General features: G+C 50.1%; 21 protein-coding genes. 2 read left to right on the top strand and 19 right to left on the bottom strand.

Going from position 1 to position 21656, the window contains the following annotated elements:
* Nucleotides 1-944 precede the first annotated feature (944 nt).
* From NST37_RS02145 to NST37_RS02100, 10 genes are all read right to left on the bottom strand, one after another.
* Nucleotides 945-2159 carry an IS256 family transposase gene (locus NST37_RS02145; protein ID WP_251247396.1) on the bottom strand — a complete coding sequence of 405 codons (1215 nt, stop codon included), beginning with the start codon at nt 2157-2159 and terminating at the stop codon, nt 945-947.
* Nucleotides 2160-2261: 102 nt separating this feature from the next.
* The gene (locus tag NST37_RS02140) at nt 2262-2612 is read right to left on the bottom strand and encodes a hypothetical protein (RefSeq protein WP_339186164.1); all 351 of its coding nucleotides are present in this window, start codon (nt 2610-2612) and stop codon (nt 2262-2264) included.
* A gap of 163 nt (nt 2613-2775) precedes the next feature.
* On the bottom strand, nt 2776-3771 hold the full coding sequence (locus NST37_RS02135; protein WP_031933372.1) for a siderophore ABC transporter substrate-binding protein: 996 nt from the start codon (nt 3769-3771) through the stop codon (nt 2776-2778).
* Nucleotides 3772-3911: 140 nt separating this feature from the next.
* Nucleotides 3912-4670, bottom strand: a complete 759-nt coding sequence (locus NST37_RS02130) for an ABC transporter ATP-binding protein (RefSeq protein WP_003392803.1) — start codon at nt 4668-4670, stop codon at nt 3912-3914.
* Nucleotides 4664-5614: an iron chelate uptake ABC transporter family permease subunit gene (locus tag NST37_RS02125; RefSeq protein WP_003392805.1), complete on the bottom strand. Its 951-nt coding sequence runs from the start codon at nt 5612-5614 to the stop codon at nt 4664-4666. The genes NST37_RS02130 and NST37_RS02125 overlap by 7 nt, the downstream gene beginning before the upstream one ends.
* Complete coding sequence (locus NST37_RS02120; protein ID WP_003392809.1) at nt 5604-6557, bottom strand: ABC transporter permease; 954 nt, start codon at nt 6555-6557, stop codon at nt 5604-5606. The genes NST37_RS02125 and NST37_RS02120 overlap by 11 nt, the downstream gene beginning before the upstream one ends.
* Nucleotides 6558-6797: 240 nt before the next feature.
* Entirely contained in the window at nt 6798-7346 is a 549-nt protein-coding gene (locus tag NST37_RS02115) for an NADPH-dependent FMN reductase (protein ID WP_003392811.1), read from the bottom strand.
* Nucleotides 7347-7574: 228 nt separating this feature from the next.
* Nucleotides 7575-7982, bottom strand: a complete 408-nt coding sequence (locus tag NST37_RS02110; RefSeq protein ID WP_339186161.1) for an MFS transporter — start codon at nt 7980-7982, stop codon at nt 7575-7577.
* A 424-nt stretch (nt 7983-8406) separates the two neighbouring features.
* The gene (locus tag NST37_RS02105) at nt 8407-8694 is read right to left on the bottom strand and encodes a HesB/YadR/YfhF family protein (protein ID WP_003392817.1); all 288 of its coding nucleotides are present in this window, start codon (nt 8692-8694) and stop codon (nt 8407-8409) included.
* 274 nt (nt 8695-8968) lie between these two features.
* On the bottom strand, nt 8969-9913 hold the full coding sequence (locus tag NST37_RS02100; protein WP_227278000.1) for a DMT family transporter: 945 nt from the start codon (nt 9911-9913) through the stop codon (nt 8969-8971).
* A 134-nt stretch (nt 9914-10047) separates the two neighbouring features.
* Between NST37_RS02100 and NST37_RS02095 the strand changes: the two genes are divergently transcribed.
* Complete coding sequence (locus NST37_RS02095) at nt 10048-11427, top strand: PLP-dependent aminotransferase family protein (RefSeq protein WP_339186159.1); 1380 nt, start codon at nt 10048-10050, stop codon at nt 11425-11427.
* A gap of 8 nt (nt 11428-11435) precedes the next feature.
* Here the strand turns inward: NST37_RS02095 and NST37_RS02090 are convergent, their stop codons facing one another.
* From NST37_RS02090 to NST37_RS02075, 4 genes are all read right to left on the bottom strand, one after another.
* Nucleotides 11436-12569 (bottom strand): NADH-dependent flavin oxidoreductase, encoded by a 1134-nt coding sequence (locus NST37_RS02090; protein WP_031933377.1) that lies wholly within the window; start codon nt 12567-12569, stop codon nt 11436-11438.
* A gap of 133 nt (nt 12570-12702) precedes the next feature.
* Nucleotides 12703-13737, bottom strand: a complete 1035-nt coding sequence (locus NST37_RS02085; RefSeq protein ID WP_003392825.1) for an LLM class flavin-dependent oxidoreductase — start codon at nt 13735-13737, stop codon at nt 12703-12705.
* A gap of 164 nt (nt 13738-13901) precedes the next feature.
* The gene (locus tag NST37_RS02080) at nt 13902-14204 is read right to left on the bottom strand and encodes a metalloregulator ArsR/SmtB family transcription factor (protein WP_003392827.1); all 303 of its coding nucleotides are present in this window, start codon (nt 14202-14204) and stop codon (nt 13902-13904) included.
* 77 nt (nt 14205-14281) lie between these two features.
* The gene (locus tag NST37_RS02075) at nt 14282-15259 is read right to left on the bottom strand and encodes an NADPH:quinone oxidoreductase family protein (protein ID WP_031933379.1); all 978 of its coding nucleotides are present in this window, start codon (nt 15257-15259) and stop codon (nt 14282-14284) included.
* Nucleotides 15260-15362: 103 nt separating this feature from the next.
* Here NST37_RS02075 and NST37_RS02070 point away from each other — a divergent pair, with 103 nt between their 5' ends.
* The gene (locus NST37_RS02070; protein ID WP_338462777.1) at nt 15363-15638 is read left to right on the top strand and encodes a hypothetical protein; all 276 of its coding nucleotides are present in this window, start codon (nt 15363-15365) and stop codon (nt 15636-15638) included.
* Between the two features lie 73 nt (nt 15639-15711).
* Here NST37_RS02070 and NST37_RS02065 read toward each other — a convergent pair whose 3' ends face one another.
* The 5 genes from NST37_RS02065 to NST37_RS02045 form a co-directional block, all read right to left on the bottom strand.
* Nucleotides 15712-17487, bottom strand: coding sequence for an ABC transporter ATP-binding protein (locus NST37_RS02065; protein WP_232425961.1), 1776 nt, complete (start codon nt 17485-17487; stop codon nt 15712-15714).
* 177 nt (nt 17488-17664) lie between these two features.
* On the bottom strand, nt 17665-18204 hold the full coding sequence (locus NST37_RS02060) for a GNAT family N-acetyltransferase (protein ID WP_003392834.1): 540 nt from the start codon (nt 18202-18204) through the stop codon (nt 17665-17667).
* Between the two features lie 206 nt (nt 18205-18410).
* Nucleotides 18411-19841 carry an amino acid permease gene (locus tag NST37_RS02055; protein WP_172920441.1) on the bottom strand — a complete coding sequence of 477 codons (1431 nt, stop codon included), beginning with the start codon at nt 19839-19841 and terminating at the stop codon, nt 18411-18413.
* Between the two features lie 192 nt (nt 19842-20033).
* Nucleotides 20034-20222 (bottom strand): 4-oxalocrotonate tautomerase, encoded by a 189-nt coding sequence (locus NST37_RS02050; RefSeq protein WP_172920440.1) that lies wholly within the window; start codon nt 20220-20222, stop codon nt 20034-20036.
* Between the two features lie 25 nt (nt 20223-20247).
* A complete protein-coding gene (locus NST37_RS02045) occupies nt 20248-21429 on the bottom strand; it encodes a M20 family metallopeptidase (protein WP_339186155.1) in 1182 nt (393 codons plus the stop codon).
* Between the last annotated feature and the right edge of the window lie 227 nt (nt 21430-21656).

Here is a 21656-nt window from a genome sequence, read left to right as displayed (position 1 = left end):
ATCATTAGTATTGTACTATTATTGATTAACTCTTGAAATTTTACGAAGATCGAATCTCCGGAAAATGGAACGGCATAATGTATAGAGAATGTGAAATAAAACAGATTGAAAAATGCTGAGAATGATCCCGAATTGATTGCTTCCGTTATGGAATGAAAGTTAGGTTTGTCCGTGAGGTAACCGAATAAATCACCTAATAACAAGACAAATGAGTAAATAATACTAAAAATAAAATCAGTTAAAAACACGACAAATATAATACCTACAATTGTAAGAACAAAGTTTTTCTTTAAGTCTTTCGGTTTTATTTCATGAAAACCATTAATAATAATTAGCGTAGATTCTATTAGGTTTTTTATCGCAAAGTGAAAAGGGGGAAGCAAACTTATAATAAAAAACAATATTTTTACGACGTATTCATCCCGCCAAATTAACTCATTAACAAGAAAAAATATGAATAAAAGAGTAGTCCAGTAAGAAACTAACAATAACAATTGGCAAAATATTCGATAGGGATAAAAAATTTTTGATGATGTTCCACAACTAAATAAAACAATAGCTAACAGAATAAGTATGTAAATAATTAATAACACAACTATTAAGGACGAAGTTATTAGTGGTAAAAGGAAATAAAGAATGAATAATAAAGCAACATTGACTTTGCTAAAGATAAGCCTTTTACTTTCTCGAATCAGAACTAGGAATAAAATTTTTGCTTCTTCCATCATTTTCAATCCAATTCATTTCGTTATTTTATTACGAGAAAGAAAGGGTCTGTCAAGATTTTTGTGTAAACTCAATCAACCGATATATGAACAGGTTTCATCCCCCTAATTGGGACATCTTTTTCGGAGCCAATAGAGTCAAGGGCGTGAGGCGAAGCGAACCCTTGACGCGTTGGTGGAGAAAAAGATAATCCCTTCGGGGATGAAGCCTTTCATTTGCTAACGGATGTACGGCTGTACCCGATCTTCAAAGAAAACGGATAGCTGTAAGAGAATCTGGCCCCAGTTCTGAACTCGTCCCGTCCACTTTCGTAGAACATCCATGGTTACGAGATATAACATCTTCAAAAGGGCATCATCTGTGGGAAACATGGCTTTTCCTTTTGTCACCTTTCGAAGCTGTCGATGATAACTCTCGATCACGTTAGTTGTATAAATCAGCTTTCGAATCTCTGGAGGATATTTAAAGAAAGTGGCAATCTCGTCCCAGTTATTCCGCCAGGAACGAACCATCAAGGGATATCTACTGCCCCAGGTTTGTTCAAACTGATCGAGTTCTTCCAACGCGGCTTGCTCCGTTGGAGCCTTATAGATAGGTTTTAGCTCGGACGTGATCTTTTTGAGATCCTTATAGGAAACATACTTGATGGAATTTCGGATTTGATGGATAACACATTTCTGAATCTCCGTCTTCGGATAACATGCAGAGATGGCTTCTGTAAAGCCACGAAGATTATCGACGCTTGTAATGAGAATATCCTGGACTCCACGATTTTTCAGTTCGTTGAGGACATGCAGCCAGAATTTTGCCGATTCATTCTCCCCAATCCAGATCCCAAGCACATCTTTATGACCGTCAAGGTCAATACCAATGACCATATAGGCGGCTTTATTGACGATAGCTCCGTCCTGTTTTACCTTAAAGTGAATGGCGTCAAGGAAAACAACAGCATAAACCGCTTGCAAGGGGCGATTTTGCCACTCTTTGATCATCGGTACAATCTTATTGGTTACATTCGATATGAGCGTTGGTGAGACTTCGATGCCATAGAGCTGCTGCAGATGGTCTTGGATATCGCGTGTGGATACGCCTTTGGCATAGAGGGCAAGAATTTGATCTTCGATCCCTGTCACGTTGGACTGATGTTTCTTTACAATGTTTGGCTCAAAATCACCCTCTCGATCCCGAGGGACTTGGATGTCAACATCCCCGTACTCAGAACGGACGGTTTTCTTGCTATACCCATTGCGGCTGTTGGTTGTCCGCTTGTTTTTCATGTCATGCTTGGCGTATCCAAGAGAGGACTCGATTTCAGCTTCCAGCATTTCTTGGATTGTGTCTGCGAATAGATCCTTTAACGCTGACTGTACGTCGTCCACTGACTTCATGTTTTTCTCTTTGATCCACTGCTTGATCTGCTCTTTTGACATCATAAAAATCTCCCAACCTTTCTACTCCTAATTGTAGTTTAGAGGTTGAGAGTTTACACAAAATATTTTACAGACTCGAAAGAAATAGAAAAAAAGAAGAACACGTCAGTTCGGGTCCTTCGCATGCTTTCCGATTATATCCAGTTCCACGTCTGCAACCCTTCGGTTTACATACCGTATTTTCTCTTTCATGTCGCGAATCTCGGACAGTACCAAATTATCGCTATTAATATTGGCTATGTGCTGAGAATGCAGCACAACTTTTAATTCGTCTACTTTGGCCTCCAACCGGTCAAAACGCTCCTCTTGTCGGTCTACCTTTGCCTCCAACCGGTCAAAATGTTCCTCTTGTCGGTCTACCTTTGCCTCCAAGCGGTCAAAACGCTCCTCCAGTTGATCGAACCTTTCTCCCATCCGCTTCATGCCTTCCGCGATTTCCAACAGGAGCTTTTCCATTCCGCTGTTCCCCTCCTTATGGGCATTATACAGGATTTCTGTCGGCTTGTAACTCACTGAGAAAGGGCCTTCATAAAGAAGGCCCCGCTGTTTTTCCCACTATTCTTTTGTATTGCGCCAAAGGCATAGCGCCTCTACTATCAGTACTCATAGCCTGACGCTATTATTTCAAAGCGCCCTCTACTTCTTTTACCATTGCGTCGACGGAGACGAGTCCGCCGCCGGACAGATACCAGAAGTCCGGTTTGAGATAAACGATGTGCCCTTCTTTAAAGGCTTTCGTTTTCTTCACCAGTTCGTTTTCAACTACACCCTTCGCGGAGGATTCTCCCCCAACTGCAGCGGTGCGGTCGATGACGAACAAGAAGTCCGGGTCTTTCTCCACGATGTATTCAAAAGAGATGCTTTGACCGTGAGTGGATACCTCGATGTTCTTATCTGCCGGTGTAAAGCCAAACACGTCGTGAATAATACCGAAACGGGAGCCTGCTCCATACGCGCTTACTTTGCCGTCGTTGGCCAGAATGATCAGCGCGTTTTTGCCGCTGGCTGTTGCTTCTGCGTTCAGTTTTTTGATCGATTCATTGATTTTCGCCAGTTCTTCTTCAACGGCTGCTTCTTTGCCAAAAATTTGGCCAATCGTTTTTGCGTTCTCGGTAAAGGACTCCATATAGCGGGAGGTGTCCACGCCCTGGTAGATCGTTGGTGCGATCGCTTTGAATTCTTCATACATAGCCTGTTGGCGTCCGGAGATGATGATCAGGTCAGGCTTCACTTCGTTGATTTTCTCAAAATCAGGCTCTTTCAGGCTTCCTACATTCACATACTTGTCATCCTTGTATTTTTCGAGGTAAGTAGGAATGCTTGTTTTTGGCAGCGCCGCTACTTCAACGCCCAGCTTATCCAGCGTATCCAGCGTACCGAAGTCAAAGACAACTACTTTTTTCGGGTTTTTCTTCACTTTGGTTTCGCCCAGTTGGTGTTTGATCGTCAACTCTTCACTTTGCGCTTCCGTTGCCGGAGTTCCTTGCGCTCCTTGTGCTTGCGGCTGCTCCGCCGTGCCATTGGTGCTGCCGGTCGTGCTGGAACCGCCCGAACCGCATGCTACTGCGAAGACTGCCAGTACGGCAATCATGAGATATAGTGCTACCTTCTTCATGTCGTCACCTCTAAAAGGGATTTTTTATATTGCATCGATGATTGTCTGGAAAAGAGTCTGGCTTGCTGCCAGCCCATTTAAAAACGGGATTTCTCTTTTTCAGACACCATCGAAATGATGCCTGACACAATAGATTTTCATCAAGAGAAGTAAATACAGATTTTATTGTCATCGATGTGCTGGATCGGAATGTCCATGTCATAGACCTCTTTCAACACGGGAGACGTGATAATCTCCTCGATCGTTCCCTCCCGGACGATCTTTCCGTCCTTGAGCGCCACGATGTAATCGGAGTAACAGGAGGCGAAATTGATGTCATGGATGACGATCACCACTGTTTTCCCCAGCTCATCCACCAGTCTGCGGACAATCTTCATGATCTGTACGGAATGCTTCATGTCGAGATTGTTGAGCGGCTCATCCAGCAGGATGTATTCGGTGTCCTGAGCAATGACCATCGCGATATAGGCGCGCTGCTTCTGTCCCCCGCTGAGCTGGTCCAAATATTTGTCCTGCATGTCATGAAGCTCCATATAGCGGATCGCTTCGTCGACATGCTTCCAATCCTCCTCTGTCAGCCGTCCCTGCGAATAGGGGAAGCGTCCAAAGGAAACCAGCTCGCGGACCGTCAGCCGCAGATTGATGTGATTGGACTGCTTCAGAATGGAAATCTTTTTGGCCAGGTCGTTGCTTTTGCACTTGCCGACTTCCTGACCGTCAATGTAGATATCCCCTTCGTCCATGGCGATCAAGCGGCTGATCATCGACAGCAATGTGCTTTTGCCTGCCCCGTTTGGACCGATAAAGGAGGTGATTTTCCCTTTGGGGATTTTTACAGAGACGTTTTCCACTACTTTTTTCTGTCCGTATTTTTTGGACACGCTTCTTACCTCTACCATGATTTATTCTCCTTCAATAGTAGATAGATAAAATACACGCCGCCGACAAAGTTGATGATGACGCTAAGGGTTGTCGAGAAGGTAAACACCCTCTCTACGATGAGCTGCCCTCCGACGAGTGCAATCACGCTGATGAAGATGGAACCGAGAATCAAATACTTGTGGTTGTAGGTTCTCATGAATTCGTACGTGACGTTGACCACAAGCAGTCCCAGGAAGGTGATCGGCCCGACCAAAGCAGTCGAGATCGAGATCAGAATCGCTACGGCGACCAGCAGCCTTTTGACTACATAGTCGTAATCAACCCCCAGGTTTATGGCTTGATCTCTCCCCAATGACAGGACATTGAGGTATTTATTGAACCGCCAAAAATAAGCGAATACAAGCACCATCAGGATACCGGCGATGCCGATCAGATTGTTGTTGATGTTGTTGAAGCTGGCGAAACTCTTGTCCTGGATGACCTGAAACTCGTTCGGATCGACCAGCACCTGCATGAACGTCGCCATGCTCTGGAACAATGTCCCGAAGATGATGCCGATCAGCAGCAGATAGTAAATATTTTGCTGATCCCGTTTAAACAGGATCTTGTACAAAACAGCCGAGAACAGAACCATCAGGCCCACGCACAACAGAAAGTTCAAATTGTTGTCTACCATGGTGAGCGACTTGGAGCCGAATACGTAAATGACGAAGGTTTGGATCAGCATATAAAGCGAATCCAGGCCCATGATGCTCGGTGTCAGGATTCGGTTGTTCGTAATCGTCTGAAACACCAGTGTCGAGTAGGCGATGGCTGTTCCCGTCAGAATAATCGCCAGTACCTTCAAGCTCCGCCGGGGAAGGATGTAATCCCAGTTGCCCCCTGCTTTGATTGTCATAAAAATGGCGATCAAAACGAGGGCCGCCGCTGCCAACCAGACCATTTTCTTTTTATATGCCATATGCCTTTCTCCTCATCAGTAAATAAGCAAAGATACCACTTCCGAGCACCCCGACGGTCAGGCTGATGGAAATTTCGTATGGGTAGATGATGACCCGGCCAAGGATGTCGCAGAAGAGTACGAATACGGCTCCCAATAAAGCGGTATGAGAAAGGCTGTTTTTCAGGTTGTCGCCACGATAGATCGAAACGATGTTCGGGATGATCAGGCCCAGAAACGGAATCATCCCCACAGTCAACACGACGGACGCGGTGACCAGGGCAACAATCACCAATCCGATGTTGACCACCCGCCTGTAATTCAGGCCCAAATTCTTGGAAAAGTCCTCGCCCATCCCGGCTATCGTAAATTTGTTGGCGTACAGGTATGCGATAACAAGCAGCGGAATGCTGATGTACATCAGCTCGTAGCGCCCTTTCATGATCATGGAAAAATCGCCCTGCAGCCATGCCGACATGTTCTGGATCAGGTCGTACTTATACGCGATAAAGGTAGCGAAGGAGCTGATGATGTTCCCGAACATCAGTCCGACGAGCGGGATGAAGATCGTATCCTTGTACTTGATCTTCTCCAGGATTCTCATGAACACAAAAGTGCCCAGCAAGGCAAAGACGAAAGAAATCAGCATCTTGACCAACGGACTTGCCGTGGTAAACAGCATCAGCGATACGAGAATCCCCAATCTGGCGGAATCTAGCGTCCCTGCTGTCGTGGGAGAAACAAATTTATTCCGGCTCAGCTGCTGCATGATCAGACCGCAAATACTCATGCTGACGCCTGCAATAATAATGCTGATCAGACGGGGAAGCCTGCTCACGAGCAGTATTTCGACCTGGTCGTCTGTCAGCTGGAATACATCCAGCGGGGAAATGTCCTTTACACCGATAAAGACAGACCCGAATGAGAATAGAAGCAGTGCAAGAAACAAATATCCGATTTTCATTGGCTCTTTCCTTTGTGGTCAGGTAAGATTCTCAGTCAAAATGCCTATGAAGCACAAGAATATGTACTTCCGGCATCCAATAATGATATTCATTATCATCTGATTACATTGAGTATTATACCCATTCATTTACATACAGTCAATGAGAATGATTAGAATTCTCAGTGGCGGATGTGCTCTTGATGCGTCCATTATAAAAAACCCGGAGCGGCGCCCCGGGCTTTATCCTTTTACATCTTCCTATCTCAGCTTTTCGGTGTACGCAACCAACTGGGCAGCAAATGCGTCCAGCCTTTGCTTCAAATCCTCGGCTGTAACGGCGTACCGTCCATTCTCAAGTATAAAATCGCTTTTGCAAGACGCCACCTGCATGGGGATCGCTACGCCCAACAGTCCCCTCACGACAATGCGCAGATGATCGATCGGCTGCGTACTGCGGATGCCGCCCCCATTGCCTACGAGCCCCACCGGTTTGTCCCGGAACATATCCATATTGAGAATATCCAACGCATTTTTCAGGACACCCGAATACGAATTGTGGTAATTGGGCGACCCGAGTACAAATGCATCTGCTTGCCCGGCCAGCCGGATCAGCTCGCGAGCGGTTTCATCGGGGTGCTTTTCCGGTTCATAGTGATATTTCGGATCGGCGATAGGCAGCGGACGTACCCGCAAATCCCAGACATTCGCTTCACAGCCTTTTTCCCGCAGCCGTGCGGCGATCTCCTCAATCAAAGCCGTTGTATGCGCAGGCTCTGCTACACTTCCCGATATGAGCAAAATTCGCATCAGATCATTCTCCTCTCTTATTGATGCTCAGATACCGCAAGTCAGCTCCCGCCTTACTTTCCAACAGATTGTCCCGTTGTCTCCATTCGGGTTTGCTGCCTTGCATGCCGCAACCGCAGGCCGTAAAACATTGCCGTTGTCCCAAACACATACACGGTCACTGCCGTAAAAGCGAGAGGCAGTGAGAATGCGGACAAAAGACCGCCAATCAACAGGCAGGCAAAGGCATCAGACACATTGCCGACGCTGGAGCGGAGGGCCATCACCTTTCCCAACATTTCGTTGGGGGTCCTCAGCTGCAGAACAGTCGTCAATGTCGTGCCGGATATCGTATTTCCAAAGCCTTGGATCAACGCCGATAGAAATGTTTAAATCTTTTTTGTCAACAGCCAGCAACGGGATGCTCGCTTGAATAGCCGGAAAGAAAAAGGCCCGCAGGCAGGTCATGACAAAGCTGACGATCATGATGTGCTCCAATGTCAACACATCGGCAGCATGAGCAATGGGAATGGACAAGGTAAGCAATCCCCGTGTCCAACCGCAAAACAGCATGATCGCTTTGCGGTCTACTCGATCGACAATGACACCGCCTATGATTCCGAGAAAAAATAAGGAATCTACGGAGACAAACAGCACCGCTCCCGCTCCCAGTGCACTGTCGCTGTATTGCAGGGACCAGTGTCAGTGCAAGCGTATAGACCGATGTGCCGAAAATAGACGAAGCATCTGGAAACCAAAGCAGTTTAAGATTGCGGTTCACGATTTTTCCTCACTTTTACTTATGTAGTAACTCCTTTACTGTCATTACATTGCTCCAGATGTCTACTCCAGCTAAACTGCCTTGCCTTTTGCAGCTTCTGATACCTTTCCTCGTTTTCAGCACTTAAAATGTCCGATATTTCTAACAATTATATCCGTACTGCTATTTAAAGTGAAGGCGCTTTTATGCGCCTTCACTAAACTCTCCCCGTCAAATCCCGTCAAATCTTCCAGCGTATCCGATCATCGACGAAACAAAAAATTCCACTCATCGCTTTTAAACAAAAAAGCCAATAGCGAATCAAGCGTACAAGTATACAATCTCATCCCGGTCCTTCCGGTAATCCACCAGCATGTCCTTGCCGTCCAGATACCAGATTTCATCCTCTACGATGTAAAAGGTAATGCCGTTCACTTCAGTGGAGAGACCGATATTGTCCGGCTCTTCTTTGGTGAATCCCATGGAAAACGAGTCCTGAATCGTGCTGCTGCCGCCATAGCGGGCAAAAAAACGAACGTAGTCCCCCGATTGAAAGCCGCACTCCTCCTCGAACCAGGCAAGTGCCGACTGTGTAACTGTTAGTTTCATGCGCTAGCGCCCCTTTCGGCAAAAGGCTGCCGATGGAATAGGTGATGCAGAAAAAGAAGACGGCTGTTTTCCCCATGAAAAGGCCCTTCTGGGAGACAAGTGGACGTACCAGAGAGGAATGCGCCTTCTATGCAAACAGAAAACAGCCTGGATCAAACTTTGCTATACATACAGTATAGGCAACTTACTATACTATTTCAATCATTTAGTTTATAAATCAACCAAAAAATGATGAGCTCCTTCACAAGGGTCGGATGGTATGAACCTAAACCATTCATTGGTCCAAAGCTTTATCACCTGAAAGCGTACTCTTTCTGCCGGACGAGAACACATTCGCCCCGACAACCCCGATGAGGATCAAAGCGCCGCCAACGACATGGAAAATCTCCACTCTCTCGTTTAACCAGATCACGCCCGCAATTATGGTCACCAGCGTCGATATTTGATTGCATACACTCATTTTGGAGGCTTCGATATGCGACAAGGCATAATTGGACAAAAAGGAGGTAACGAGCGACGACAGCACGCCCAGGTACAGGACGCTGACCAGAAAGGACGGATTCGCCAAAGGCTGAAAGAAAGCGGCGAGCGTCCCCGCCGAGATATGGCTGACAACGGACATGCCGTTGAAAAACAGGAAGCCGAACACGGTCATTGCATACGTGACATCCATGTAGTGGTGTTTCTTCACAACCTTGCGGGCCATCACGCCATAAGCTGACAAGGAAAGAGCGGACAAAAACACCAAAACGGTTCCCGTCAGATTGGCGGATTGCAGGTCGACCCCTTTGGAGGCGAAGATGTAAACCACTCCCGCTACGGACAACAACGTAAACACCTTTTGCATCCCATTCGTATACTCCTTTAGGAAATAAGCGGCCAGGATCATGGTGAAGATCGGTACGGTAGCCTGAATAATCCCTGCCTCCGATGACGACGTATAGACCAGGCCAAACGCCTGCAGAGCAAAGAAGATGACGGGATAGAACAGTGCCACAGGCAAAAATGAAACGATGTCCCGCAGCGTGGTCCGCAGCCTGACCCAGCCCAGCAGAACGGGAATCGAAGCCGCCAAAAACGACAGGGTAAACCGGTGAGCCAACGTATCCAGCGGATCGCTGATCGCAAGCGCCACCTTCACGAACAAAAACGACAATCCGACGATAAGAGCGTTCAACATCGCCGCCAGATACGCTTTTTGAATTGTCTTTTGTGTCATATGTTTGCCTCCTCATGCATGGCGTAACTGTGATTTCATGACCGGTCATGGCTCTATCGTAAATGGCAGGCACGTGTGCTACAATTCAAAAAAAACAAATCTGTATCGGTACAGATTTGTTCTGGAGTGAGATGATGCACAAATATTTGCAGCTGCTAAGCGAGCTGGAATCAAAAATCGAAAGCCGCCAATGGACAGATGGAAATAAGCTTCCCTCCATCAGGGTCCTTGCAGACAGGTATGGATGCAGCCACAGTACAGTTATCCGCGCTCTGAATGAACTGGAGAGGCGCCACGTCATCTATTCGGTCCCGAAAAGCGGCTACTATGTAGTGAAGGGGGCGCTTGCCTCACCCAAGGAAGGTACTGGCGTCATCGACTTCGCTACTTCCGCTCCGGATCGCAGCGTCTTTCCCTATCTCGATTTTCAGCACTGCATCAACAAGGCCATCGACACTTACAGCAGCGACTTGTTCGTGTACGGGACACCGCAAGGGCTGGAGACCCTGATCCAGGTTGTCCAAAAGCAATTTGCCGATTATCAGGTTTTTGCCAGCCCGAAACAGATCTTTATTACCTCGGGCGTTCAACAAGCCTTGGCCGTTCTCGCTGGGATGCCTTTTCCTAACCGAAAGTCAAAGGTCGTCCTCGAGCAGCCCGGCTATCACTTGTTAATTGAATACCTTGAGACGCACAACATCCCGGTCGTAGGTGTAGGGCGAACCGCAAAAGGACTGGACCTGGAGGAGCTGGAGAGAATTTTTCGCGGAGGGGACGTCAAATTTTTCTATGCGATGCCGAGATTCCACTCTCCCTTGGGTACGTCTTATACAAAACGGGAAAAGCTCGCCATCATCGAATTGGCCGAGAAATACGACGTGTTTGTCGTAGAAGACGACCACATGGCCGATTTTGAACAAGACAGCAAGGCGGACCCTTTGTTTGCCTACGACAGGTCCGCCCGCGTCATTTATTTGAAAAGCTATTCGAAAATCCTTCTGCCCGGCCTGCGGGTGGGAGTCGCCGTTGTCCCGGACCAGTTGGTCGATGTCTTTCAGCGGTACAAGCGATTACTGGACATCGATACCTCGATGCTGTCCCAAGCAGCGCTTGAGATCTACATCAAAAGCGGGATGTTTGAGCGGCACCGGCACAAAATTCGCGCGTCCTACGCCAGGAGGTCGAACGTATTGGCAGCGTCGATCAAACATCATTTCGGGCCATTGAGCGACATTTCCGCTATCTGCGATGCCAGCCAGCCGATGATTCATACCCATGTTGCGTTGGATCGGAGCATTTCCGTCCCGAGAGTCATTTCCCTTCTGAAAAAGGACGGCGTCGTAATCGAGCCGATCGACAAGCATTATTTGACTGCCTATCCAAAAGAAAATCTCCTGAAGATCAATGTGTCGAACACAAAGGACGAGGATATTGACCAAGGAATTTGCCGCCTGGCGGAAACGGTCAAAAAGCTGGCGAATACAAAGCGCAGATCAGCTGCCCGCGATCAGTGACAGCCGGCTTACTTGACAGGCGTTTCTTTTTTCACCGGAAACCAGCCTTCGACGGTCATGATGCGCTCCCACAACGGATCGGGAATTTCCAGTTTCTCCTGGTCGTTTGGACCCACCGTGGTGGCGATTTCGTCCTCTTTGCCGTCCATCACTTTTTCCACCCATTCCGGTTCGATAATGATTCCGCGTCCCAGCGCGATCAGCGGCACTCCCGTCTGTCTGGCGGCCAGCACATCGTCTGCCGTATACAAGGAACCGACGCCGATTACCGCCGTGCGATCACCGATCCGCTCTCGTATCTGCTCGATTCGCGTGCGGGTCGAATCGCCGCCCCGTCTCGGCTTGGACCAAAAATCCTGCAGCGACACATGTAGATAGTCGAGTTCCTTATCTGCGAGAGCGTCCACCAAAACGAACGTGTCGTCCATCGTAATTCCCTTTTCATATGGCTCTTCCGGTGAAAAGCGATATCCTACGAGGAACGGGCGGTCTGCGTGTTTGGCCACCACTCGCTTTACCTCGTCTACGACGGCGAGCGGAAAGGCAAGGCGTTTTTCCAGGCTGCCTCCCCAGCGGTCCGTACGGCGGTTCGTATGGCCGGAGAAGAATTGCTGGACCAGGTAGAAGTTGGCGCCGTGAATTTCTACACCGTCAAAGCCGGCTTCGATGGCGCGGCGGGTCGTTTCTCCGTATGCGCGAATGATCTCCTGAACCTCTTCATCCGTCAGCGCACGGGGAATGGGCGCATTGTCATCAGCGACTTCACTTGCGCTGACGATCTCTCCTCCGGGAACAAGCTCCGGCGGAGCCATTCGTCCGGCATGAAATATTTGCAGGACTGCCTGCGCTCCCTTTTCCTTAATGGTCGAAGCCAATCGGCGCATGCTCGGGATCATTTCGTCACTGGTTCCAGAAAATTCGCCGGGGAAGCCTTTGCCGTTCTCTGTCACATAGATGCAGGCGGTAATCACCATGCCTACGCCGGTAGCGCGACGGGAATAGTAGCGAAGTTCCGCATCGGAAACGGTCCCGTCGTCATTCGAAGAATAATTGGTCAGCGGAGCCATGACGATCCGGTTTTTCAATGTAATTCCGCTGCGAAAAGAAAAGGGCTCAAACAAAGGCATATATTTTTCTTTCATGTACGGTACACTCCCATCATATTCCAGCTCCTGCTGTCCAATTTGGCTTTTGCTCTCCAATCACTGCTCGCGTATCTCGTCCCTTCAGGTATGCCCGAGTCTCCCCATCATATTCTTGCCTGGGATCCAGCCTTTACTCCGCTGCAACCTGTTTTACGATCTCAAAGGAGCGCAGGCGAGCCTGATGATCGTAAATCGCGCCGTTGATGATGATCTCGTCGGCTTGCGTGGCATCCAGCAGCTCCTGCAGCTTTTCTTTGACGACCGCGGGACTGCCGATAATCGACGCCCGCAGTTGGGCATCTATGCTCGCTTTCTCATAATCGGCCCAAATTCCCTCCATGCTCTCGACCGGCGGCTGAAATTTTTGCGGACGGCCTCTTACCAGGCTGAGGAAATTGAGTTGCTGCGAGGTTGCCAGACGTTTCGCCGTTTCATCGTCATCCGCTGCGATCACGTTTACCCCGACCATCGCATACGGCTCCTCCAGCACTTCGGATGGGCGGAAGGCACTCCTGTACAGCCGGAGCGCCGGCAAGATATTGTCCGGCGAAAACTGGCCCGCGAAAGCGAAGGGCAAGCCCAAAAGACCAGCCAGCTGGGCATTATACAGACTGGAGCCCAAGAGCCAGATCGGGATGTTCATGCCTTCGCCGGGAACAGCCCGAACGCGCGGCCCATCCGAACCCTCTGTGGAAGTCGGGTTCAAATATTCCCGCAGCTCCGCTAGCTGTTCCGGGAAGTCTTCACCGCCGCTCTTGCTGTCTCGGCGAAGCGCGCGGGCCGTGAGGTGATCCGTACCCGGCGCTCGCCCCAGTCCAAGATCGATGCGGCCCGGAAACATGGACTCCAGTGTGCCGAACTGCTCGGCGACGACGAGCGGGGCATGGTTGGGCAGCATGATGCCGCCGGAACCGACCCGGATCGTCGAGGTGCCTGCCGCCACATATCCAATCACCACGGAGGTCGCAGAGCTGGCGATTCCCGGCATATTGTGGTGCTCAGCCAGCCAGTAGCGGTTGTACCCCCACTTTTCCGCATGCCGGGCCAGATCCAGCGTGTTTCGGAAGGAATCGGCCGGTGTCCCTCCCTCCAGGACAGGCACGAGATCCAGTACGGAGAGCGGAATGTCGCGAAGCTGTTTGTTTCTTTCAGTCTGCTTGGCCATTGTTTTCATCCTTTGCTATGAGAAGATCGTTCCCCTGATCATTCTTACAAAATTACATATCTGAATATCTAGATTTATAGATGATAGAACATCCGCATACATGGCTGGGTCTCGCAGCAACGCGGAAACACATCCATGTACATTTCGGCTGTCTGGACAGGCAGCTACAAGTCGTGTTGGATAAACGCAGCCAGCTCTTTCAACTTCTGCTCATTTCGCTTGTAGTAGGTCCACTGGCCGTATCGGTATACTTCCAATAGGCCTGCCCGCTGAAGTGTCAAAAGGTACTGGGAAACGGTCGATTGCGATAAGCCAGCCTTTTCCTGAATGTGGCTTACACATACCCCGATTTTTCGGCAATCTCCTCCTTCTTGCGGGGGGAAGTGTTTCTCCGGTTCCTTCAGCCAGTCCAGAATTTGCAAACGCGTTTCATTAGATAAAGCCTTGAAAATGAGAAGGGGATCCATGCCCTTTATTATATCCTTATATCCCGATAGATCAATGCAGCAAGTGTAGGCAAAAAAAAAGAGAGGGCTCCCCCCTCTCAGCGTACATCCAGCAACACTTTTCCCGTACTCTGCCTGCTTTCTACCCACTCGTGGGCCTTGGCCGCCTCGGCGAGAGCAAAGCGTCTCCCGACTTTGATCTTGAGGCGCCCATCCGCCAAATACGGCAGCACCCGCTCCGCTGTCTCGCGCAAAAGCTGCGGCCGTTTGCTGCGGGTCGTTCCCAGGCTGAAGCCCAGCACGGAGCGGCAACTGGCATGCAAATCAATTGTTCTGATTTGTCCGACTTCCCCGCTCGCATTTCCAAAGTGAACCAGCCGTCCGTACGGAGCCAGACACTCCATGCTCTTTTCCGTGACCCGGCCAGCGATCGAGTCCAGAATAACATTGGCCCCTTCGCCGTCCGTCCATTCGTTTACCTTTTCGGCAAAGTCTTCTCTATCCGTACAAATCACATGATCGGCACCGGCTTCCAGCGCGATCGCCGCCTTGCTCTCGCTGCCCACTGTCCCGATGACCTTCCCTGCCCCCAGCAGCTTCGCTAGCTGGATTGCGGTCGTACCAATGCCTCCCGCCGCGGCGTGGATCAGGACGGTTTCTCCCTTTTCCAGCCGCGCTACATCAGCGAGGAGCTTGTAGGATGTAAACGAAACGATCGGGCAAGCCGCTGCGGTGTCAAAGTCGAGCTGATCCGGAATAGCAAACGCGAGATTCTCGTCGGCAACGATATACTCCGCATATGAGCCGTTATGAGGGAATGCGATGACCCGCTGGCCCACATGCAGCGACTGCACCTCGGAACCGACTCTCTCAATCACGCCGGCTGCGTCGAGACCGGGAATAAACGGCAGATTTCCTCCGCCCTTTTTTCCGTAGCGCGATTTGATATCCGCAAAATTGACGCTCGTTTTTTCTACCCGGATCAATACCTGCTTTGGGTGTATGGACGGCATCTCGACTTCCGTATACACCATGCCCTCGGTTCCGCCAAAAGCTGTGACAAGAACTGCTTTCATGTACCTCTCCCCCTTTTGCCGCATTGGATCAAATGGAATTTCGTTACATTCCGATGAGGCTCTTTTATTATAGTACTAGACACCTTGTTTCAGGAGTGATCGCATGCTTGCCGAAAAGCTGTTTAGCAAAATATCCAGCTTGTTATTTTTGTCTACGCTTGCGATAGCACTGGCTGGATTTCCCCAATCCACACTCTCCGTCTATTACGCGATCCTGGTGCCGCCGTTAGGTTTGGGACTGTCGTTGGTTGGAGTCTACCTCGGTGAAAAAGGAGTGCTTCGATTCATCGGTATCTGGGGAAATGCTGTTCTTCTCGTTTTTTCTGCCTTTACTTTGTTTACCTATACTTTATTTGTTTCTCTTTGGGGGAGTCTGTAGACAACGCTCTTTCTGTTGCACCTACAGACTCCCTCGGACTTGCGGAGCCAACCCAAACCTTTTTGCCGTTTTCTTACTGGTATACCGCGCCAAACTGAGCCTGGTGCAGCCGGTGGTAAATGCCGCCCGCAGCGATCAGCTCCTGGTGCCGTCCCTGCTCAGCAACACCGTCTTCATTGACCACGACGATTCGGTCCGCATTTTTGATCGTCGTCAGACGGTGCGCCACGACGAGGGTCGTACGCCCCTGGGACAGCTCGGAAAGCGACTGCTGGATCGCCAGCTCCGTCTCTGTATCCAGCGCCGAGGTGGCTTCATCCAAAATAAGGATCGGCGGATTTTTCAAAAACATGCGGGCGATGGCCAAACGCTGTTTTTGTCCGCCGGAAAGCTTCACGCCCCGCTCTCCGATCACAGTATCCATCCCTTCCGGCAGGTTCCGGATCACGTCATCCAGACGGGCTCGTCTCGCTGCTTCCCAAATCTCGTCCATACTGGCATCGAGCTTGCCGTACGCGATATTTTCCCGAATCGTCCCCGAGAACAGGAATACATCCTGCTGAACAATCCCGATCTGCTTTCTGAGCGAAGCTAAAGTCATCTTGCGGATATCGATTCCGTCGATGGTAATGCTGCCTTCATTCACCTCGTAGAACCGCGGCAAAAGACTGCAGATCGTCGTCTTACCCGCACCCGATGGCCCGACGAAAGCAACGGTTTCTCCGGCGCGAATGGACAGGTCGATGTTTCGCAGAATGCTCCTGCCCTCTTCGTACCCGAATGTCACCCCGTTGTAGCGAATATCCCCCTTCAGGTTTGCCACTTCAATCGCATCGGGCGCATCTGCCACATCCGGTTCTGTGTCGAGAATCTCTACATAGCGTTTAAACCCGGCGATTCCCTTCGGATAGCTCTCAATCACCGCGTTGATTTTCTCGATCGGGCGGAAAAAGACATTGGTCAACAGCAGGAACCCGACAAACTCTCCATACGACAGCTCGCCTCTGATCACAAACCACGTACCGCAGATCATGACAAACAGGGAGATGAGACGCATCATCATGTAGCTGATCGACAAGCTTTTGGCCATGATTTTGTATGCGAGCAGCTTTGTCTGGCGGAACTGCTGATTATTGACGGCAAACAGCTCTTTTTCGTAGGCTTCATTGGCAAATGCCTGAACCACGCGAATGCCGCTGACATTGTCCTCCACCCTCGCGTTGAACTCACCCACATCGCCAAACAAACGGCGGTATGTCTTGGTCATTTTTTTGCTGTAAACAGTCGCAACGACAGCCATCAGTGGAACGACCAGGAACGTTAAAATCGCCAGCTCCAGATGAATGTATGCCATCAGTCCGAATGAGCCGATCAGTGTCATGACCGCGATGAAAATATCTTCGGGTCCGTGGTGGGCAATTTCCCCGATCTCGTTCAAATCATTTGTAATCCGGCCGATCAAATGCCCTTTTTTGTTGTTGTCGAAAAAACGAAACGACAGCTTCTGGAGATGCTCAAACAGCTTTCTTCGCATATCTGTCTCGATGTTGACCCCGAGCATATGTCCCCAATAGGTGACGATATACTGGAGGACCGTGTTCAGCGCATAGATGGCAAGCAGGCCCAAACATGCCAAAAGAATCAGCGACCAGTCTTTGCCGGGCAAGAGCTTGTCGACGAACTGATTGACAGCCAGCGGAAAGCCAAGCTCAAGCAAGCCGGCGATCACCGCACACGAGAAGTCCAACAAAAAAAGTCCTTTATAGGGACGGTAATAAGAGAAAAAGCGCTTGATCAATTCGGGATCACTTCCTTCCTGCTTCGTTACCTTTGCGATACATGCTATCATACCAATCTTCCTAAAATTTGAAAATGGAGTTCTCGGCTGGCAGTTTTGAAAAGGGGAGCGATTGGCTTCTGGTCAGTGTCACGGCAAAAAGGCTGCCGAATCATCGGCAACCCGCTTTCCTCTGTTTTATCTCTCTATACGTTTTATTCGCGTATTCAGTTATGTTCAGTCCCGTATTTATTGCTTCAAATCCAATACTTCATCCGGATCGGCCACGTCTCGCCCGTAATATCGCTTGGCACGGAAGTTGTGGATTTCCTGGCAAGCCTTCGCCATTTTTTCCAAAATGACCTCTTGCGGCTCGTCCTGATCCGGACTCCAGTAGTAAATCTTCATCTCGTACGTCTCGCCGCTGTCATCCTCCCGGCGGTACTGGATCCGGTCCGCCTTTACAAACCCGTTTTTCCGATAAAAGTTGACCCGTTTCCACGTGTCCTCGTCTTCCCGGTCGATCGGCTCCACTTCGAGGATGATCGTCTTTCCTTTTTCTTTCAGCCGGTTGAGCAGCTTGGTTCCGATCCCTTTCCCTCTCGTCTCCGGGTTGATCAGCAGGTAATCGATGAAGAGAAAGGTCGGAAATTCCGCATACAACAGCAGATAGTCCTCTGTCTCTTCCTTGTGGTAAACATCCTTGTCCTCGATCAGAGCCTGCAGCTGGCGCGGGTCCTTCATCTCCTGCTCAGGAAAATATTCGCTTAAACGCTCGTACCATTCCATGACGACTCCCCCACATTCGATCACTCTAACTATCTGTCATAGCATTTCCATGAAGAAACGATTCCACTCGCTTTGGAGAGAACCTTCTGCAATATAAAAGCCGTTTGCTGCGAGGTAGACAATCCAAAAAAGAGGACGCTCCATAGCGGATTCGCCCCCCTTCATGGCACGCAGCGCTGGATGGCTCTAGCGTATCCGGGCAACTGCTACGACGAGATCTCTTTGTCTATTGGATCTGTCGGTTGCTGAAAGGCTGTCGGATTGGCCTTCTTCCAAATAAAGTAACAAATCGTGATCAGGATCAGCCACGGAAAACCGAGCCTCAGCGTGTCCTTAAACTCCGGCTGAAACCAGGTCGACAAGACGACAGACGCAAGCAAAACGGCTCCCAGGACACTCAAATACGGATAGCCGATCATCCTCACGGGCAGCTTTCGCCCCCCCATTTGCTCCCATTTCCGGCGGAAGAACAGGTGCGTCACGAATACCATGAACCAGGCGAACATCGCACCGAAGCTGGAAAGCGAGATCATGACGGCAAAGGAGCTGTCCGGCACCACCATGCCTACGATCGTCGCAATTGCAATCCCGATCGTAGACAAAGCAAGCGCCTTTACCGGAACGCCTTTTTTGCTCAGTTCGCCCAATTTTTTCGGGGCAAAGCCTCCACGGGACAGCGAGAATACCATCCGGGTCGAGATATACAGCTGGCTGTTCATTGCCGAGAGAGCTGCCGTCAGGACGACGAAGTTCATAATTCCTGCTGCGCCCGGAATGTGGATGAGCTCGAACACCTTTACAAATGGGCTCCGATCGCTTCCCGTCTCGTTCCAGGGCACGATCATCAGCATCAGGGCAAGCGTCAGGATGTAGAAGAGCACCAGCCGGACAACAGCTGATTTTAATGCGATGGGTACGGCCTTCTCCGGTTCCTTTGCTTCCCCGGCGCTGACCGCGATCATTTCGATGCTGAGGTAGCTGAACAGCGAGATGAAAATGGCAATCCACATGCCCCAGAATCCATTGGGGAAAAACCCGCCGTTGGCCGTGAGATTCTGGATGCCCATTTCCGGATGGCTGCTGCTCCCGAATACGACAAAGGCTCCCAATACGATAAACAGGATAATAGCCGTTACTTTAATCATAGAGAACCAGTATTCAACAGTACCGAACAAATTGACACTGGTTGCGTTTACATAAATGAGGACGGCGGAGAAAATCAAAATCCAGACAACTCCCGGCACAGCGGGAAACCAGTATTTCATGTAGACGGACATCGCTGATACCTCGGTTCCGACCGCACACACCAGGCTGAACCAGTACGAATACCGGACTGTAAAGCCAGCCCACGAGTTGATATACCGCTCGGCGTGTGCTCCGAATGAGCCTGTGGTGGGATGAGCGACCGTCATTTCAGCCAGGCAGCCCATCAATAGCAGAGCAATGACTGCGCCGATCAGATAGCTGACGATGACACCGGGACCGGCGAAGCCGATTGCCATCCCGCTTCCGAGAAAGAGCCCGGTTCCGATCGCTCCGCCGATGGCAATCATCGTGAGCTGGCGGGTCGTCAACCCGCGCTGCAGCCCTTTCTCCCGCTCCATAATATCTTGAAAATGAACGTTCTTCTCCGACATCGCAGCTCCCCCTTTTTCCAAACGCTAGGCAACCACACTGCACGTATTTCCGAACTTTTCGCGAAATTCAATGCGCATGATCTTCCGGGCGTAGAGCTCTTCGGCAAAGCATTTGGTCACGGGTAACGTTGAATTCGCGATAAGGCCCTCCTTTCATCTTTTCATGCTTCGTTTGCAGCATCTAATGTGAACTCAAGATTGCTTCTCTTTGGTGACGCCGCCTACACCCCAGTGCGTGGGCGGAACCTCCGACACTAATACGCGCACCTGTTCAGGCTTGACCTCCAGGCTTGCGACGACAGCTTCGGTGACACTCGCGATCAATCGGGCGATTTGCTGTTTGTCTCTTCCTTCCAATACCTGAATCTGTACTATTGGCATGAATCCACCTCCTATTCGGCAGTTGTCAGGAAGCAAGGCACAGTCTCTCAACGAGCCGGGCAAATATGCCGACCCCTACGGCCAAGGCATCCTCATCAATCGTAAAGCGCGGATGATGATGGGGAAAAGTGATGCCCTTCTCTTTGTTGCCTGCCCCGATCAAGAGAAAGCAGCCGGGGGTTTTCTGCTGGAATGAAGAAAAGTCTTCCGCTGCCATAACCGGCGCCATCCGTTCGATCGCATTTTCTCCGCAATACTCTCGTACAGCAGCTTCTACCTGCCTGGTCACCTCCTCATCGTTTATGACTGCCCGGTATCCAAAATCGTAGCGGAATTCATAAGAAGCGCCGTGGGCTTCCGCGATCCCTTTTACGATACGCTCCATCTGCGGAGGGACTTGTTCGCGAAACTCAGGCTGAAAATACCGCACCGTCCCCAAAATTTCGACCGTGCCGGGGATGACATGAAAAGCCGTTCCAGCCTGAAACTTCGTAATCGACAGAACCAGCGTTTCCAACGGATCGGTATTGCGGGAAACGATCTGCTGGAGGTTGCTGACGACTTGGGCGGCAACCGCGATACTGTCAACGGACAGATGGGGCATTGCAGCGTGGCCGCCTTTTCCATGAATCCTGATCGTAAAAGAATCGCCAGCGGCCATAGCCGGACCGTAGAGAATACCAATTTTGCCGTATTCCAAAGGGGACCATAGATGGGCGCCGACGATCATGTCTACTCCGTCCAGCACTCCTGCACGAACCATCTCTTCTGCCCCGCCCGGCGGCGACTCTTCCGCGTGCTGAAAGAGAAAACGGACCTCACCGTTCAGCCTGCTTTTGCTTCCGGACAGTATTTTGGCCGTGCCCAGCAGCATTGCCGTATGGCCGTCATGACCGCAGGCATGCATGACGCCAGGATTTTGCGAGACAAAATCAAACGTGTTTTCCTCCGCAATCGGCAGGGCATCCATATCGGCCCGAATGGCGATGACCGGTCCCGGCCGTGCTCCGCGCAAACGGGCCATTACGCTTGTTTGGGTCGGCCTGGACAGTTCCAATCCTCCAAATGAGGTGAGTGTGTCGCAGACGAACTGGGCTGTTTTTTCCTCCTGGTAGGACAGCTCTGGATACCGGTGCAAATACCTGCGCCATTCGATGACCTCCATCTGAATCTCGTCGACCAGCCTGCGTAGCTGCTCTGCTGCCATTCAGGCACCTCCCCTCTCCGCGAGTTTTTTGTCAGTTGGAAAAGAAGAATATCAATCGATAGCGACGTTTTTTGTACGACAGTATCGAGCAGCATTTGTTCTTGTTCCGTTGGCTAGGATTTTATTATAAGCTTCCTCAAAAGCACGTACAACACACTATTCAGAATATTCTAACCGAAAATTTGTATGCTCATTTCCAGAAAAGCAAACGGTCAACCGGTACAATC

The sequence above is a fragment of the Brevibacillus sp. FSL K6-6036 genome (genome assembly GCF_037964015.1).
GTDB lineage: Bacteria > Bacillota > Bacilli > Brevibacillales > Brevibacillaceae > Brevibacillus > Brevibacillus borstelensis.
This window is presented reverse-complemented; position numbering and strand designations above follow the sequence as displayed.

Excerpts from the sequence above, each read along its gene's own strand:
- NST37_RS02145 (WP_251247396.1), bottom strand. The coding sequence starts at position 2,159 with ATGATGTCAAAAGAGCAGATCAAGCAGTGGATCAAAGAGAAAAACATG.
- NST37_RS02140 (WP_339186164.1), bottom strand. The coding sequence starts at position 2,612 with ATGGAAAAGCTCCTGTTGGAAATCGCGGAAGGCATGAAGCGGATGGGA.
- NST37_RS02135 (WP_031933372.1), bottom strand. The coding sequence starts at position 3,771 with ATGAAGAAGGTAGCACTATATCTCATGATTGCCGTACTGGCAGTCTTC.
- NST37_RS02130 (WP_003392803.1), bottom strand. The coding sequence starts at position 4,670 with ATGGTAGAGGTAAGAAGCGTGTCCAAAAAATACGGACAGAAAAAAGTA.
- NST37_RS02125 (WP_003392805.1), bottom strand. The coding sequence starts at position 5,614 with ATGGCATATAAAAAGAAAATGGTCTGGTTGGCAGCGGCGGCCCTCGTT.
- NST37_RS02120 (WP_003392809.1), bottom strand. The coding sequence starts at position 6,557 with ATGAAAATCGGATATTTGTTTCTTGCACTGCTTCTATTCTCATTCGGG.
- NST37_RS02115 (WP_003392811.1), bottom strand. The coding sequence starts at position 7,346 with ATGCGAATTTTGCTCATATCGGGAAGTGTAGCAGAGCCTGCGCATACA.
- NST37_RS02105 (WP_003392817.1), bottom strand. The coding sequence starts at position 8,694 with ATGAAACTAACAGTTACACAGTCGGCACTTGCCTGGTTCGAGGAGGAG.
- NST37_RS02100 (WP_227278000.1), bottom strand. The coding sequence starts at position 9,913 with ATGACACAAAAGACAATTCAAAAAGCGTATCTGGCGGCGATGTTGAAC.
- NST37_RS02095 (WP_339186159.1), top strand. The coding sequence starts at position 10,048 with ATGCACAAATATTTGCAGCTGCTAAGCGAGCTGGAATCAAAAATCGAA.
- NST37_RS02090 (WP_031933377.1), bottom strand. The coding sequence starts at position 12,569 with ATGAAAGAAAAATATATGCCTTTGTTTGAGCCCTTTTCTTTTCGCAGC.
- NST37_RS02085 (WP_003392825.1), bottom strand. The coding sequence starts at position 13,737 with ATGGCCAAGCAGACTGAAAGAAACAAACAGCTTCGCGACATTCCGCTC.
- NST37_RS02080 (WP_003392827.1), bottom strand. The coding sequence starts at position 14,204 with ATGGATCCCCTTCTCATTTTCAAGGCTTTATCTAATGAAACGCGTTTG.
- NST37_RS02075 (WP_031933379.1), bottom strand. The coding sequence starts at position 15,259 with ATGAAAGCAGTTCTTGTCACAGCTTTTGGCGGAACCGAGGGCATGGTG.
- NST37_RS02070 (WP_338462777.1), top strand. The coding sequence starts at position 15,363 with ATGCTTGCCGAAAAGCTGTTTAGCAAAATATCCAGCTTGTTATTTTTG.
- NST37_RS02065 (WP_232425961.1), bottom strand. The coding sequence starts at position 17,487 with ATGATAGCATGTATCGCAAAGGTAACGAAGCAGGAAGGAAGTGATCCC.
- NST37_RS02060 (WP_003392834.1), bottom strand. The coding sequence starts at position 18,204 with ATGGAATGGTACGAGCGTTTAAGCGAATATTTTCCTGAGCAGGAGATG.
- NST37_RS02055 (WP_172920441.1), bottom strand. The coding sequence starts at position 19,841 with ATGTCGGAGAAGAACGTTCATTTTCAAGATATTATGGAGCGGGAGAAA.
- NST37_RS02050 (WP_172920440.1), bottom strand. The coding sequence starts at position 20,222 with ATGCCAATAGTACAGATTCAGGTATTGGAAGGAAGAGACAAACAGCAA.
- NST37_RS02045 (WP_339186155.1), bottom strand. The coding sequence starts at position 21,429 with ATGGCAGCAGAGCAGCTACGCAGGCTGGTCGACGAGATTCAGATGGAG.